The sequence below is a fragment of the Streptomyces sp. BBFR2 genome, assembly GCF_044497305.1.
GTDB lineage: Bacteria > Actinomycetota > Actinomycetes > Streptomycetales > Streptomycetaceae > Streptomyces.
In genome coordinates this window covers 3932525-3945332 of the sequence record NZ_CP172415.1, presented here as the reverse complement: position 1 = coordinate 3945332, position 12808 = coordinate 3932525, and the positions used below count along the sequence as shown (strand labels likewise).

The 12808-nt window shown below is 66.3% G+C and carries 20 protein-coding genes; all 20 read right to left on the bottom strand.

Annotation, left to right across the window (positions count from 1 at the left end):
• Positions 1-184 precede the first annotated feature (184 nt).
• On the bottom strand, positions 185-370 hold the full coding sequence (locus ACGH2B_RS15880) for a type Z 30S ribosomal protein S14 (RefSeq protein ID WP_003956452.1): 186 nt from the start codon (positions 368-370) through the stop codon (positions 185-187).
• A gap of 5 nt (positions 371-375) precedes the next feature.
• The gene (rplE, locus tag ACGH2B_RS15875) at positions 376-936 is read right to left on the bottom strand and encodes a 50S ribosomal protein L5 (RefSeq protein WP_143940040.1); all 561 of its coding nucleotides are present in this window, start codon (positions 934-936) and stop codon (positions 376-378) included.
• The gene (gene rplX, locus ACGH2B_RS15870) at positions 936-1259 is read right to left on the bottom strand and encodes a 50S ribosomal protein L24 (RefSeq protein WP_018847498.1); all 324 of its coding nucleotides are present in this window, start codon (positions 1257-1259) and stop codon (positions 936-938) included. Before rplX ends, rplE begins: the two co-directional genes overlap by 1 nt.
• Before the next feature lie 3 nt (positions 1260-1262).
• A complete protein-coding gene (gene rplN / locus ACGH2B_RS15865) occupies positions 1263-1631 on the bottom strand; it encodes a 50S ribosomal protein L14 (protein ID WP_003974257.1) in 369 nt (122 codons plus the stop codon).
• A 131-nt stretch (positions 1632-1762) separates the two neighbouring features.
• On the bottom strand, positions 1763-2044 hold the full coding sequence (gene rpsQ / locus ACGH2B_RS15860) for a 30S ribosomal protein S17 (protein ID WP_143940038.1): 282 nt from the start codon (positions 2042-2044) through the stop codon (positions 1763-1765).
• Entirely contained in the window at positions 2044-2268 is a 225-nt protein-coding gene (gene rpmC, locus ACGH2B_RS15855; RefSeq protein ID WP_030283449.1) for a 50S ribosomal protein L29, read from the bottom strand. The genes rpsQ and rpmC overlap by 1 nt, the downstream gene beginning before the upstream one ends.
• Entirely contained in the window at positions 2268-2687 is a 420-nt protein-coding gene (gene rplP, locus ACGH2B_RS15850) for a 50S ribosomal protein L16 (protein WP_004571829.1), read from the bottom strand. Before rplP ends, rpmC begins: the two co-directional genes overlap by 1 nt.
• A 5-nt stretch (positions 2688-2692) precedes the next feature.
• Entirely contained in the window at positions 2693-3517 is an 825-nt protein-coding gene (rpsC, locus tag ACGH2B_RS15845) for a 30S ribosomal protein S3 (protein ID WP_399089215.1), read from the bottom strand.
• Positions 3517-3864 (bottom strand): 50S ribosomal protein L22, encoded by a 348-nt coding sequence (gene rplV / locus ACGH2B_RS15840; RefSeq protein ID WP_019329637.1) that lies wholly within the window; start codon positions 3862-3864, stop codon positions 3517-3519. The genes rpsC and rplV overlap by 1 nt, the downstream gene beginning before the upstream one ends.
• 43 nt (positions 3865-3907) lie before the next feature.
• Positions 3908-4189 (bottom strand): 30S ribosomal protein S19, encoded by a 282-nt coding sequence (gene rpsS, locus ACGH2B_RS15835; protein ID WP_004571826.1) that lies wholly within the window; start codon positions 4187-4189, stop codon positions 3908-3910.
• Positions 4190-4201: 12 nt separating this feature from the next.
• The gene (gene rplB / locus ACGH2B_RS15830; protein WP_030283452.1) at positions 4202-5038 is read right to left on the bottom strand and encodes a 50S ribosomal protein L2; all 837 of its coding nucleotides are present in this window, start codon (positions 5036-5038) and stop codon (positions 4202-4204) included.
• Between the two features lie 40 nt (positions 5039-5078).
• Positions 5079-5402: a 50S ribosomal protein L23 gene (gene rplW / locus ACGH2B_RS15825; protein ID WP_399089211.1), complete on the bottom strand. Its 324-nt coding sequence runs from the start codon at positions 5400-5402 to the stop codon at positions 5079-5081.
• Positions 5402-6049, bottom strand: coding sequence for a 50S ribosomal protein L4 (gene rplD / locus ACGH2B_RS15820; protein ID WP_399089208.1), 648 nt, complete (start codon positions 6047-6049; stop codon positions 5402-5404). Before rplD ends, rplW begins: the two co-directional genes overlap by 1 nt.
• A gap of 8 nt (positions 6050-6057) precedes the next feature.
• The gene (rplC, locus tag ACGH2B_RS15815) at positions 6058-6702 is read right to left on the bottom strand and encodes a 50S ribosomal protein L3 (protein WP_030283457.1); all 645 of its coding nucleotides are present in this window, start codon (positions 6700-6702) and stop codon (positions 6058-6060) included.
• A 14-nt stretch (positions 6703-6716) separates the two neighbouring features.
• On the bottom strand, positions 6717-7025 hold the full coding sequence (rpsJ, locus tag ACGH2B_RS15810; RefSeq protein ID WP_003948644.1) for a 30S ribosomal protein S10: 309 nt from the start codon (positions 7023-7025) through the stop codon (positions 6717-6719).
• 523 nt (positions 7026-7548) lie between these two features.
• Positions 7549-8742: an elongation factor Tu gene (tuf, locus tag ACGH2B_RS15805; protein ID WP_399089204.1), complete on the bottom strand. Its 1194-nt coding sequence runs from the start codon at positions 8740-8742 to the stop codon at positions 7549-7551.
• A 148-nt stretch (positions 8743-8890) separates the two neighbouring features.
• Entirely contained in the window at positions 8891-11011 is a 2121-nt protein-coding gene (gene fusA / locus ACGH2B_RS15800; protein WP_399089201.1) for an elongation factor G, read from the bottom strand.
• A 39-nt stretch (positions 11012-11050) separates the two neighbouring features.
• Positions 11051-11521 (bottom strand): 30S ribosomal protein S7, encoded by a 471-nt coding sequence (rpsG, locus tag ACGH2B_RS15795; protein ID WP_004571813.1) that lies wholly within the window; start codon positions 11519-11521, stop codon positions 11051-11053.
• 2 nt (positions 11522-11523) lie between these two features.
• On the bottom strand, positions 11524-11895 hold the full coding sequence (gene rpsL / locus ACGH2B_RS15790; RefSeq protein WP_003948652.1) for a 30S ribosomal protein S12: 372 nt from the start codon (positions 11893-11895) through the stop codon (positions 11524-11526).
• Positions 11896-12237: 342 nt separating this feature from the next.
• A complete protein-coding gene (locus tag ACGH2B_RS15785) occupies positions 12238-12717 on the bottom strand; it encodes a DUF1707 and DUF4190 domain-containing protein (protein WP_399097041.1) in 480 nt (159 codons plus the stop codon).
• Between the last annotated feature and the right edge of the window lie 91 nt (positions 12718-12808).

Genomic DNA, 12808 nt, shown 5'->3' with positions numbered 1-12808 from the left:
GATCAGAGTCGGGACGGGTGCGGCACGGGGACCTACGGCGTAGTAAGCGACGTTATGCGGACGAGGTGCCCGCGGTCGGTCTCGGGCGGCGGGGCGCCCAACCCTTCTACCCTACGGGACGAAGGGCGGGGCGCCTGCCGACCGGATGCTTACCGAGAGCTTCCGGGTCATCCCAACTAGGGGATTACCAGGAGCTCTTGGTCACGCCCGGCAGCTCGCCACGGTGAGCCATCTCACGAAGGCACACGCGGCAGAGGCCGAACTTGCGGTAGACGGAGTGCGGGCGGCCACAGCGCTGGCAGCGGGTGTAGGCGCGCACACCGAACTTGGGCTTGCGAGCAGCCTTCGCGATCAGAGCCTTCTTCGCCATCTCGCTCACGCCTCCTTGAACGGGAAGCCGAGGTGACGGAGAAGGGCACGGCCCTCATCGTCGTTGGTCGCCGTGGTGACCACGGTGATGTCCATACCCCGGGTACGGTCGATCTTGTCCTGGTCGATCTCGTGGAACATGACCTGCTCCGTGAGACCGAAGGTGTAGTTGCCCCGGCCGTCGAACTGCTTCGGCGACAGCCCGCGGAAGTCGCGGATGCGCGGCAGCGCGAGCGACAGCAGGCGGTCCAGGAACTCCCACATGCGGTCACCGCGGAGGGTGACGTGGGCACCGATCGGCTGACCCTCACGCAGCTTGAACTGCGCGATGGACTTCCGGGCCTTGGTGACGGCCGGCTTCTGGCCGGTGATCGTGGTGAGGTCCTTGATGGCACCGTCGATCAGCTTGGAGTCGCGGGCGGCGTCGCCCACACCCATGTTGACCACGATCTTGGTCAGACCGGGGATCTGCATGACGTTCTCGTACGAGAACTCGTCCTTCAGCTTCCCGGCGATCTCTTCGCGGTAGCGCTGCTTGAGACGCGGCGCGTTGGTGGTGGCAGTCATCAGATGTCCTCACCGGTCCGCTTGGCAACGCGGATCTTGTTGCCTTCGTCGTCGAAGCGGTAGCCGACGCGGGTGACGACCTTCTTGCCGTCCTTCTCCACGACGAGCTGCACGTTGCTCACGTGCACCGGGGCCTCGGTGGTGACGATGCCGCCGGTCTGCGAGCCGCGCGCGGTCTGGCCGGCCTTGGTGTGCTTCTTGACCCGGTTGACACCCTCGACCAGGACACGGTCCTCGCGGGGGAAGGCCGCGATGACCTTGCCCTGCTTGCCCTTGTCCTTACCGGTGATGACCTGGACCAGGTCGCCCTTCTTGATCTTCATCGGTTACAGCACCTCCGGCGCGAGCGAGATGATCTTCATGAACTTCTTCTCGCGCAGCTCACGGCCCACGGGGCCGAAGATACGGGTGCCGCGGGGGTCGCCATCGTTCTTGAGGATGACGGCCGCGTTCTCGTCGAAGCGGATGTACGAGCCGTCCGGACGGCGGCGCTCCTTGACGGTGCGAACGATGACGGCCTTGACGACGTCACCCTTCTTCACGTTGCCACCGGGGATCGCGTCCTTCACGGTGGCGACGATGACGTCACCGATGCCCGCGTAGCGCCGGCCCGAGCCACCGAGAACACGGATGGTGAGAATTTCCTTCGCACCCGTGTTGTCGGCGACGCGAAGCCGAGACTCCTGCTGGATCACGTCTATCTCCTGATCGTCTGCCGGTTCCCGGCGGGGCCCCGCGGTGAGGCGGGGCCCCGCCGAGCCTGGCGGAACTGACCTGAGGGGGAACCCTCAGGCGGTATTTCGTGGCGTTCCCTTACGGGAACTGCCTACTTGGCCTTCTCGAGGATCTCGACGATGCGCCAGCGCTTCGAGGAGGACAGCGGCCGGGTCTCCATGAGGAGGACGCGGTCGCCGACACCCGCGGCGTTCTGCTCGTCGTGCGCCTTGAGCTTGTTGGTACGGCGGATGACCTTGCCGTACAGCGCGTGCTTGACACGGTCCTCGACGGCGACGACGACGGTCTTGTCCATCTTGTCGCTGACGACGAGACCCTCACGGGTCTTGCGGAAGCCGCGGTCGTTCGTCTCAGTCACATTCTTCTCGCTCATCAGGCGCTCTCCACCGTCTCGATGCCCAGCTCACGCTCACGCATCAGGGTGTAGATCCGGGCGATGTCCTTACGGACGGACTTGAGCCGACCGTGGTTCTCAAGCTGTCCGGTCGCCGCCTGGAAGCGGAGGTTGAACAGCTCCTCCTTGGCCTCACGAAGCTTGGCAACGAGGTCCTCGTTGTTCAGCTCGCGCAGCTCGGTCGCCTTGGTACCGGCCGCCATCACGACTCACCTGCCTCGCGCCGCACGATGCGGCACTTCATCGGAAGCTTGTGGGCGGCGCGGGTCAGCGCCTCCTTGGCAACCTTTTCGTTCGGGAAGGACAGCTCGAACATCACCCGACCGGGCTTGACGTTCGCGACCCACCACTCCGGAGAACCCTTACCGGAACCCATGCGGGTTTCGGCCGGCTTCTTCGTGAGCGGGCGGTCCGGGTAAATGTTGATCCAGACCTTGCCGCCACGCTTGATGTGACGGGTCATCGCGATACGAGCGGACTCGATCTGACGGTTCGTCACGTAAGCCGGGGTGACGGCCTGGATGCCGTACTCACCGAAGGCCAGCTCGGTGCCACCCTTGGCCATGCCGTTGCGCTTCGGGTGGTGCTGCTTGCGGTGCTTGACCCTGCGAGGGATCAGCATGTCGGTCAGGCCTCCGTTCCGGGGGTCTCCGCCGGAGCAGCGGCAGCGGCCTCGGCCTTGGGGGCCTCGGCAGCGGCGTTCTGCTGCTGCGGCTTGCGGCCGCGGCCGCCACGCTCGCCACCGCGGCGCGGGCGGTCGTTGCCGCCACCACGCGCCGGGCGGTTACCCGCACGGGCGGCAGCGTTCTCCGCACGAACCTCGGCGATGTTCTTGACGTCGCCCTTGTAGATCCAGACCTTCACGCCGATACGGCCGAAGGTGGTCTTGGCCTCGAAGAAGCCGTAGTCGACGTTGGCCCGGAGGGTGTGCAGGGGCACACGGCCCTCGCGGTAGAACTCCGAGCGGGACATCTCGGCGCCGCCGAGACGGCCACCGCACTGGATCTTGATGCCCTTGGCGCCGGCCTTCATCGTCGACTGCATGCTCTTACGCATGGCGCGACGGAAGGAGACGCGGGAGGACAGCTGCTCGGCGACGGCCTGGGCCACGAGCTGAGCATCGGTCTCGGGGTTCTTGACCTCGAGGATGTTCAGCTGGACCTGCTTGCCGGTCAGCTTCTCCAGTTCGCCGCGGATGCGGTCGGCCTCGGCGCCACGGCGGCCGATGACGATGCCCGGACGAGCGGTGTGGATGTCAACGCGGACGCGCTCACGGGTGCGCTCGATCTCCACCTTGGAGATACCGGCGCGCTCCATGCCCTTCGTCATCATGCGACGAATGGCGACGTCTTCCTTGACGTAGTCCTTGTACAGCTTGTCGGCGTACCAGCGGGACTTGAAGTCCGTCGTGACGCCGAGCCGGAACCCGTGCGGGTTTACCTTCTGGCCCATTACCGGGTTCCTTCCTTGCTGCTGACGACCACGGTGATGTGGCTGGTCCGCTTGCGGATCCGGTAGGCACGGCCCTGGGCGCGCGGACGGAACCGCTTCAGGGTCGGGCCCTCGTCGACATACGCCTCGGAGATGTAGAGGCTGTCGGCGTCGGTGTGGTCGTAGTTGTGCGCGGCGTTGGCAATGGCGCTGTCCAGCACCTTGCCCACCGGCACGCTCGCGGCCTGCGGGGCGAAACGCAGGACCGCCTGAGCCTCCGTGGCATCCATGCCACGGATAAGGTCCACCACGCGGCGGGCCTTCATGGGCGTGACGCGGATGTACCGCGCCTGGGCCCTGGCTTCCATGGTTGTCCCTTCGGTGTCAGTCATAGTCTTCGCACTCCGCCGATCAACGACGCCGCGACTTGCGGTCGTCCTTCTCGTGGCCGCGGAAGGTGCGGGTCGGCGCAAACTCGCCGAGCTTGTGGCCAACCATCGACTCGGTGACGAACACCGGGACGTGCTTGCGGCCGTCGTGCACCGCGATCGTGTGGCCGAGCATGGCCGGGACGATCATGGAGCGGCGGGACCAGGTCTTGATGACGTTCTTGGTGCCGGCTTCGTTCTGAACATCCACCTTCTTGGCGAGGTGGTCGTCGACGAAGGGCCCCTTCTTGAGACTGCGCGGCATCTAAACCCGCTCCTAGCGCTTCTTGTTCGTCTTGCGGCGGCGGACGATGTACTTGTTCGAAGCCTTCTTCGGCGAACGCGTACGACCCTCCTTCTGACCCCACGGCGAGACCGGGTGGCGACCACCGGAGGTCTTGCCCTCACCACCACCGTGCGGGTGGTCGACCGGGTTCATCACGACACCACGCACGGTCGGGCGGACGCCCTTCCAGCGCATACGGCCGGCCTTGCCCCAGTTGATGTTCGACTGCTCGGCGTTGCCGACCTCGCCGACGGTGGCGCGGCAGCGGACGTCGACCAGGCGGATCTCACCGGACGGCATACGCAGGTGGGCCATGGAGCCCTCACGCGCCAGGAGCTGCACGGAGGCACCGGCCGAGCGGGCGAACTTCGCACCGCCGCCCGGACGCAGCTCGATCGCGTGGATCGTCGTACCCACGGGGATGTGGCGCAGCGGCAGGTTGTTGCCGGGCTTGATGTCGGCGCCGGGGCCGTTCTCAATCCGGTCACCCTGCGACAGGCCACGGGGCGCGATGATGTAGCGCTTCTCGCCGTCTGCGTAGTGCAGCAGCGCGATGCGCGCGGTGCGGTTGGGGTCGTACTCGATGTGCGCGACCTTGGCCGGCACGCCGTCCTTGTCGTGACGACGGAAGTCGATCACTCGGTAGGCGCGCTTGTGGCCACCGCCCTGGTGGCGAACGGTCACACGACCGGCGTTGTTACGGCCGCCCTTGCTGTGCAGCGGGCGGACCAGCGACTTCTCCGGCGTGGACCGCGTGATCTCGACAAAGTCGGCGACGCTGGAGCCACGACGGCCCGGGGTCGTCGGCTTGTACTTGCGGATACCCATTTCTCAGTCCTCGTCCGATTCCGGACGATCCAGACCGCCCTTAGGCGGTCGGACCGCCGAAGATGTCGATACGGTCGCCCTCGGCGAGGGTCACGATGGCGCGCTTGGTGTCGGCACGCTTGCCGAAACCGGTGCGGGTGCGCTTGCGCTTGCCCTGGCGGTTGATCGTGTTGACCCCGGTGACCTTGACCGAGAAGACCGCCTCGACGGCCTGCTTGATCTGGGTCTTGTTCGCGCCGGGCGCGACGATGAACGTGTACTTGTTCTCGTCCAGCAGCGCGTAGCTCTTCTCCGAGACCACGGGCTTGACGAGAACGTCGCGCGGGTCCGAGAAGGTCTTGCTGGTGACGACGGCCTCAGTCATCAGGCGTCGCTCCCTTCGGTCTCAGCGTTCCGGCCGGACACGAAGGACTCCAGAGCGGCGGTGGTGAAGACCACGTCGTCGGAGACGAGCACGTCGTACGTGTTCAGCTGGCCCGGCTCCAGGATGTGCACCTGGGGCAGGTTGCGGGCGGACAGCCACGCGGCCTCGTCGGAGCGCTCGGCGACCAGGAGCAGGTTCTTCCGCTCGCTGACCTTGCCGAGGAGACCCTTGGCGGCCTTGGTGGAGATCGCGCCGTCGACCACGCCGGAGACGACGTGGATACGGCTGTTGCGCGCCCGGTCGGAGAGGGCACCGCGCAGGGCGGCGACCTTCATCTTCTTGGGCGTCCGCTGCGAGTAGTCACGCGGCACGGGGCCGTGGACGACGCCACCGCCGGCGAACTGCGGCGCACGGGTCGAACCCTGGCGCGCGCGGCCGGTGCCCTTCTGGCGGTACGGCTTCTTGCCACCGCCGCGGACCTCGCCACGGGTCTTGGTCTTGTGCGTGCCCTGACGGGCAGCGGCCAGCTGTGCGACAACGACCTGGTGGATCAGCGGAACGCTGACCTTCGCGTCGAAGATCTCCGCGGGGAGCTCGACGGTCCCGGCCTTGTCGCCTGCCGGCGAAAGGATGTCAATGGTGCTCATCGGTTACCTCAGGCCCCCTTGGCCGCGGTACGGACCAGGACGAGGCCGCCGTTCGGACCAGGAACTGCGCCCTTGATGAGCAGCAGACCCTTCTCCGCGTCAACGGCATGGACGGTCAGGTTCTGGGTGGTGACCCGCTCGTTGCCCATACGACCGGCCATCCGCATGCCCTTGAACACGCGGCCCGGGGTGGCGCAGCCACCGATGGAGCCCGGCTTACGGTGCACGCGGTGGGCACCGTGGGAAGCCTTGCCGCCGTGGAAGCCGTGACGCTTCATGACGCCGGCGAAGCCCTTGCCCTTGCTCTTGCCGGTCACGTCCACCTTGACGCCGGACTCGAAGGTCTCAGCGGTCAGCTCCTGGCCGAGGGTGTACTCACCGGCGTCGGTGGTACGGACCTCGACGAGGTGACGGCGGGGGGTGACGTCGGCCTTCGCGAAGTGGCCCTTGAGGGGCTTGTTCACCTTGCGCGGGTCGATCTCGCCGAAGGCGATCTGGACGGAGTCGTAGCCGTCCTGGTCATTGGTGCGCACCTGGGTAACGACACAGGGGCCGGCCTTCACCACGGTCACCGGAACGACACGGTTGTTGTCGTCCCAGACCTGGGTCATGCCGAGCTTCTCGCCCAGGATGCCCTTGATCTGCTTAGCCATCTCTTCCGCGCCTCTCAGAGCTTGATCTCGATGTCAACGCCGGCCGGAAGGTCCAGGCGCATCAGCGAGTCAACGGTCTTGGGCGTCGGGTCGAGGATGTCGATCAGGCGCTTGTGCGTGCGCATCTCGAAGTGCTCGCGCGAGTCCTTGTACTTGTGCGGCGACTTGATGACGCAGTACACGTTCTTCTCAGTGGGCAGCGGCACCGGGCCCGCGACCGACGCACCAGTGCGGGTCACCGTCTCGACGATCTTCTTCGCCGAGCTGTCGATGACCTCGTGGTCGTAGGCCTTGAGCCGGATGCGGATCTTCTGTCCCGCCATGGCTACTTCGTAGTCCTGTCTCTCGTAACGCTCTGGGACTCGGTGCGTACGCGTTCCGCCTCCGACCCACGCGGTCGGGCGTGTCGCACTCCCACCGGAGAAATTTCCGTACGGAAATCCTTCGAGAAGGAGACGTGGGGGCAGAACACCCACCGAGCGCCTGGCTGAGGCACCCCGCTGACGCTTCCCGGAAGATTCCCGTACTTCCGCCCCTGATAAGAGGCGACGAATACCTAGGACTCGCTTCCGGTCCCCCCGGCGGGAGGCGCGCAGCATCGGCACTCAACCGAGCAACCTGGACAGTGTGCCATACGGCCAAGGGCCGAGGCCAATCGAGCCGTAGAGCCTATCCCACGCGACGATCACTTACACCTGACGCCGCACGGCCGGGCGCGCCACCCGACCGCCGCCGGCCCGTTTCCGGGCAGCGGAAAGCGCCCGCACGGCCGAAGCCGTGCGGGCGCTTCCGTGAGCCGAGGCTCGAACGCTCGCAGGGAGCTACCGGGTTACCCCGATCAACGACTTACTTGTTGATCTTGGTGACCTGGCCGGCGCCGACGGTCCGGCCACCCTCACGGATGGCGAACTTCAGGCCCTCCTCCATGGCGACGGGCTGGATGAGCTCGACGCTCATCTCGGTGTTGTCGCCCGGCATGACCATCTCGGTGCCCTCGGGGAGGGTCACGACGCCGGTCACGTCCGTGGTGCGGAAGTAGAACTGCGGGCGGTAGTTGTTGAAGAACGGGGTGTGGCGGCCACCCTCGTCCTTCGACAGGATGTACGCCTGGCCCTCGAAGGAGGTGTGCGGCGTGACCGAGCCCGGCTTGATGATGACCTGGCCGCGCTCGACGTCCTCGCGCTTGATGCCGCGGAGCAGCAGACCGACGTTCTCACCGGCCTGGCCCTCGTCGAGCAGCTTGCGGAACATCTCGATGCCGGTGACCGTGGTGGTGGTCTTCTCCGGCTTGATGCCGATGATGTCGACGGTCTCGTTGACCTTGAGGACACCACGCTCGATACGACCGGTGACAACGGTGCCACGGCCGGTGATCGTGAAGACGTCCTCGATCGGCATCAGGAACGGCTTGTCGACGTCACGCTCGGGCTGCGGGATCGCCTCGTCGACGGCCTTCATCAGGTCCACGACCGACTTGCCCCACTCGGCGTCGCCCTCGAGCGCCTTCAGCGCCGAGACCTTGACGACCGGGACGTCGTCGCCCGGGAACTCGTACTCGGAGAGGAGCTCACGGACCTCGAGCTCGACGAGCTCCAGGATCTCCTCGTCGTCCACCATGTCGGCCTTGTTCAGGGCGACAACGATGTAGGGAACGCCGACCTGGCGGGCCAGGAGCACGTGCTCCTTGGTCTGCGGCATCGGACCGTCGGTCGCGGCGACCACGAGGATCGCGCCGTCCATCTGGGCGGCACCGGTGATCATGTTCTTGATGTAGTCCGCGTGACCGGGGCAGTCGACGTGGGCGTAGTGACGGTTCTCCGTCTGGTACTCGACGTGCGCGATGGAGATCGTGATACCGCGCTGACGCTCCTCGGGAGCCTTGTCGATCTGGTCGAAGGCCGAGGCCTCGTTCAGGTCGGGGTACTCGTCGTGCAGCACCTTGGTAATGGCGGCCGTGAGGGTCGTCTTACCGTGGTCAATGTGACCGATGGTGCCGATGTTGACGTGCGGCTTAGTCCGCTCGAACTTCGCCTTCGCCACTGGGTCCTCCTGAAGTGGTTCTGTACGCCTTACTCATCGGCGCCAGGTGATCTTTGCTGGGATGCCGACCGCCGGGGCATTCCTCACGGATTGCGGGGTTTGCCCCGGCAGACGGTGTCAAGCCTAAAGCGTGTTCCGGCTAACGGAGCTACTCGCCCTTGGCCTTCGCGATGATCTCCTCGGCGACGTTCCGGGGAACCTCGGCGTAGGAGTCGAACTGCATCGAGTAGCTTGCGCGACCCGAGGTCTTGCTGCGGAGGTCTCCGACGTAGCCGAACATCTCCGAAAGCGGAACCAGGCCCGTGACGAGCTTGGCGCCGGCGCGGTCCTCCATGGACTGGATCTGACCACGACGCGAGTTGATGTCGCCGATGACGTCACCCATGTAGTCCTCGGGCGTCGTCACCTCGACCTTCATCATCGGCTCCAGCAGGGCCGGGCTGGCCTTGCGGGCGGCCTCCTTGAAGGCCATCGAACCGGCGATCTTGAACGCCATCTCGGAGGAGTCCACGTCGTGGAAGGCACCGTCGAGAAGGGTGACCTTGACGCCGGTCAGCGGGTAGCCGGCGAGCACGCCGAACTCCATGGCCTCCTGGCAGCCCGCGTCCACGGACGGGATGTACTCCCGCGGGATACGGCCACCGGTGACCTTGTTCTCGAACTCGTAGCCGTCGCCCTCGAGCGGCTCGATGGCGATCTGGACCTTCGCGAACTGACCGGAACCACCGGTCTGCTTCTTGTGCGTGTAGTCCAGACGCTCCACCGGCTTGCGCAGCGTCTCGCGGTACGCGACCTGCGGCTTACCGACGTTGGCCTCGACGCGGAACTCACGCTTCATACGGTCGACCAGCACGTCGAGGTGCAGCTCGCCCATACCCGCGATGATGGTCTGGCCGGTCTCCTCGTCGGTGTGCACCTGGAACGAGGGGTCTTCCTCGGCGAGACGCTGGATGGCGACACCCAGCTTCTCCTGGTCGCCCTTGGACTTGGGCTCGATGGCGACCTGGATGACCGGGGCCGGGAACTCCATCGACTCAAGGATCACGGGGCTGCCCGCGTCGCAGAGGGTCTCACCGGTGGTGGTCTGCTTCAGACCCATGACGGCGACGATGTCACCGGCACCCACCGACTCGATCTCCTCACGCTTGTTCGCGTGCATCCGGTAGATCTTGCCGATGCGTTCCTTCTTGCCCTTCACCGAGTTCTGCACCTGCGAGCCGGCCTCGAGGCGGCCCGAGTACACACGGATGAAGGTGAGCTTGCCCAGGTGCGGGTCGCTGGCGATCTTGAACGCCAGCGCCGCGAGCGGCTCGTCCTCGGAGGGCTTGCGGGTGACGACCGTCTCGGGGTCGTTGACCGCGTGGCCCTCGATGGCCTCGACGTCGAGCGGCGACGGCAGGTAACGGACCACGGCGTCGAGCAGGGGCTGCACGCCCTTGTTCTTGAACGCGGTACCGCAGAACACCGGGGTGACGGTGGTGTTCTCGGCCTTGCCGGCGGCGATGGTGATACGACGGATCGCGGCGTACAGCTGCTCCTCGGTGGGCTCCTGGCCCTCCAGGTACAGCTCCATGATCTCTTCGTCGTTCTCGGCGACGGTCTCGAGCAGCTTGCCGCGGTACTCCTCGGCCAGCTCGGCCTTGTCGGCCGGGATGTCGACGACGTCGTACATCTCGCCCTTGGCCGCCTCGGCGGACCAGACCAGGGCCTTCATGCGCACCAGGTCGATGACGCCCTCGAAGTCGGCCTCGGCACCGATCGGCAGCTGCATCACGATCGGCACCGCGCCCAGGCGGTCCACGATCATGTCGACGCAGCGCAGGAACTCGGCGCCGGTGCGGTCGAGCTTGTTGACGAAGCAGATACGCGGCACGCCGTAGCGGTCCGCCTGACGCCAAACGGTCTCGGACTGGGGCTCAACGCCGGCCACGCCGTCGAACACGGTCACAGCACCGTCGAGCACACGCAGGGACCGCTCCACCTCGACGGTGAAGTCGACGTGCCCGGGGGTGTCGATGATGTTGATCGTGTGGTCGACGTTCTCGAGCGGCCAGTGACAGGTGGTGGCAGCGGAGGTGATGGTGATACCACGCTCCTGCTCCTGCTCCATCCAGTCCATCGTGGCAGCGCCGTCGTGGACTTCACCGATCTTGTACGAGACACCGGTGTAGAACAGGATCCGCTCGGTGGTGGTCGTCTTGCCCGCGTCGATGTGGGCCATGATGCCGATGTTGCGCACCTTGGCCAGGTCAAGCGAAGTGGTAGCCATATCGGCTCAGTCTTCTCTCGGTCTCGATGGGGGTTGCGACTACCAGCGGTAGTGCGCGAAGGCCTTGTTGGACTCGGCCATCTTGTGCGTGTCCTCACGCTTCTTGACCGAAGCGCCGAGGCCGTTGGAGGCGTCGAGCAGTTCGTTCATGAGGCGCTCGGTCATGGTCTTCTCGCGACGGGCGCGGGAGTAGCCCACGAGCCAGCGGAGCGAGAGGGTGGCGGCGCGGCCGGGCTTGACCTCGACCGGGACCTGGTAGGTCGCGCCACCGACACGGCGGGACTTGACCTCAAGGGTCGGCTTGATGTTCTCGAGCGCGCGCTTGAGCGTGATGACCGGGTCGTTGCCGGTCTTCTCGCGCAGACCCTCCATGGCGCCGTAAACGATGCGCTCAGCGGTGGAGCGCTTGCCGTTCAGCAGAACCTTGTTGATGAGGGAGGTCACCAGAGGAGAACCGTAAACCGGGTCGATGATGACCGGGCGCTTCGGGGCGGGGCCCTTACGAGGCATTCTTACTTCTCCTTCTTGGCGCCGTAGCGGCTGCGAGCCTGCTTGCGGTTCTTGACGCCCTGCGTGTCGAGGGAGCCGCGGATGATCTTGTACCGAACACCCGGCAGGTCCTTCACACGGCCGCCACGCACGAGCACGATCGAGTGCTCCTGCAGGTTGTGGCCCTCACCCGGAATGTAAGCGGTGACCTCGATCCCGCTGGTCAGACGCACACGCGCGACCTTACGCAGGGCCGAGTTCGGCTTCTTCGGGGTGGTCGTGAACACACGCGTGCAGACGCCACGGCGCTGGGGCGAACCCTCAAGTGCGGGCGTCTTGTTCTTCTCGACCTTGTCCTGCCGGCCCTTACGGACCAGCTGCTGGATCGTAGGCACTACTTCTCCGGTTTCTGTGTGCCGATCACGGTAAAGCTAACCTGGAACACCCACCGACCCACGAGGTCGGGTGTGTCGAACACTGCAGCACTCTCCGCGAGGCGGAAAACGGGCGCAGATTGCGGCGTGGCCGGTAGTGGCTCCATACGGTTGAAGACACGCATGGCAGCCAGGGCACACCCCAGGCACAAGGTCTGAGCGTACCTACCTCACCGACTCCGGTCAAAACAAATGCTCCGCGGCCGACACGCCGGGCGCAACCGGTCGGAGTGCTCACGGAACGTCACCCGGACGGCCGAACGGACGTCACCCGCCCGTCACCCGCCGGCCGGGCGGCGCGGGTCAGGCGTGTGCCACCAGTGCGATCATCATGAGCCCGATGAAGAGCGCCCAGCCGCCGATGCCCAGCCAGCCCAGGACCAGCCCGGCGAGCGCCTGGCCGTCGCCGCGCTCACCGGTCCGGCGCACCTCGGCGCGCGCCTTGTGTCCGAGGATCACCGCCGGGATCGCGGTCACCCCCCACGTCACCGGCGTCAGGATGCCGCAGACCAGCGCGGCGGTGGCGGAGCTGTTGGTCTGTGGCGGCACCGGCATCGGTGCGACCGGCATGAACGTCGCCGGGACCGGCCGCGGCTCGAACTGCGACTGGCCCACCGGGCCCGTCGGCAGATCCGCCACCAGCATCTGCAGCTCGGCATGGGTCTGCGCCTGGTAGGCACGGCCGATCCGCTGCTCGTACTCCCCCTGCGCGAGCCGCCCCTCGGCGAACCCGGCCTTCAGCACGTCGACCGTACGCTCACGGTCCGCGTGCGAGGCACGCATCGCCGGTACCTGATGCGGCTGAGCGGGCTGCCCACCCTGCCAGGGCTGGAATGCCATGCGCGATCCTCCCCCGCTCGACAGTTGATCCCCA

Excerpts from the sequence above, each read along its gene's own strand:
- rplV (WP_019329637.1), bottom strand. The coding sequence starts at position 3,864 with ATGGAAGCCAGGGCCCAGGCGCGGTACATCCGCGTCACGCCCATGAAG.
- rpsG (WP_004571813.1), bottom strand. The coding sequence starts at position 11,521 with ATGCCTCGTAAGGGCCCCGCCCCGAAGCGCCCGGTCATCATCGACCCG.
- rplP (WP_004571829.1), bottom strand. The coding sequence starts at position 2,687 with ATGCTGATCCCTCGCAGGGTCAAGCACCGCAAGCAGCACCACCCGAAG.
- fusA (WP_399089201.1), bottom strand. The coding sequence starts at position 11,011 with ATGGCTACCACTTCGCTTGACCTGGCCAAGGTGCGCAACATCGGCATC.
- rpsJ (WP_003948644.1), bottom strand. The coding sequence starts at position 7,025 with ATGGCGGGACAGAAGATCCGCATCCGGCTCAAGGCCTACGACCACGAG.
- ACGH2B_RS15880 (WP_003956452.1), bottom strand. The coding sequence starts at position 370 with ATGGCGAAGAAGGCTCTGATCGCGAAGGCTGCTCGCAAGCCCAAGTTC.
- rplD (WP_399089208.1), bottom strand. The coding sequence starts at position 6,049 with ATGAGCACCATTGACATCCTTTCGCCGGCAGGCGACAAGGCCGGGACC.
- rplW (WP_399089211.1), bottom strand. The coding sequence starts at position 5,402 with ATGACTGAGGCCGTCGTCACCAGCAAGACCTTCTCGGACCCGCGCGAC.
- rplB (WP_030283452.1), bottom strand. The coding sequence starts at position 5,038 with ATGGGTATCCGCAAGTACAAGCCGACGACCCCGGGCCGTCGTGGCTCC.
- rpmC (WP_030283449.1), bottom strand. The coding sequence starts at position 2,268 with ATGGCGGCCGGTACCAAGGCGACCGAGCTGCGCGAGCTGAACAACGAG.
- ACGH2B_RS15785 (WP_399097041.1), bottom strand. The coding sequence starts at position 12,717 with ATGCGTGCCTCGCACGCGGACCGTGAGCGTACGGTCGACGTGCTGAAG.
- rplE (WP_143940040.1), bottom strand. The coding sequence starts at position 936 with ATGACTGCCACCACCAACGCGCCGCGTCTCAAGCAGCGCTACCGCGAA.
- rplX (WP_018847498.1), bottom strand. The coding sequence starts at position 1,259 with ATGAAGATCAAGAAGGGCGACCTGGTCCAGGTCATCACCGGTAAGGAC.
- rplC (WP_030283457.1), bottom strand. The coding sequence starts at position 6,702 with ATGGCTAAGCAGATCAAGGGCATCCTGGGCGAGAAGCTCGGCATGACC.
- rpsC (WP_399089215.1), bottom strand. The coding sequence starts at position 3,517 with ATGGGCCAGAAGGTAAACCCGCACGGGTTCCGGCTCGGCGTCACGACG.
- rpsS (WP_004571826.1), bottom strand. The coding sequence starts at position 4,189 with ATGCCGCGCAGTCTCAAGAAGGGGCCCTTCGTCGACGACCACCTCGCC.
- rpsQ (WP_143940038.1), bottom strand. The coding sequence starts at position 2,044 with ATGAGCGAGAAGAATGTGACTGAGACGAACGACCGCGGCTTCCGCAAG.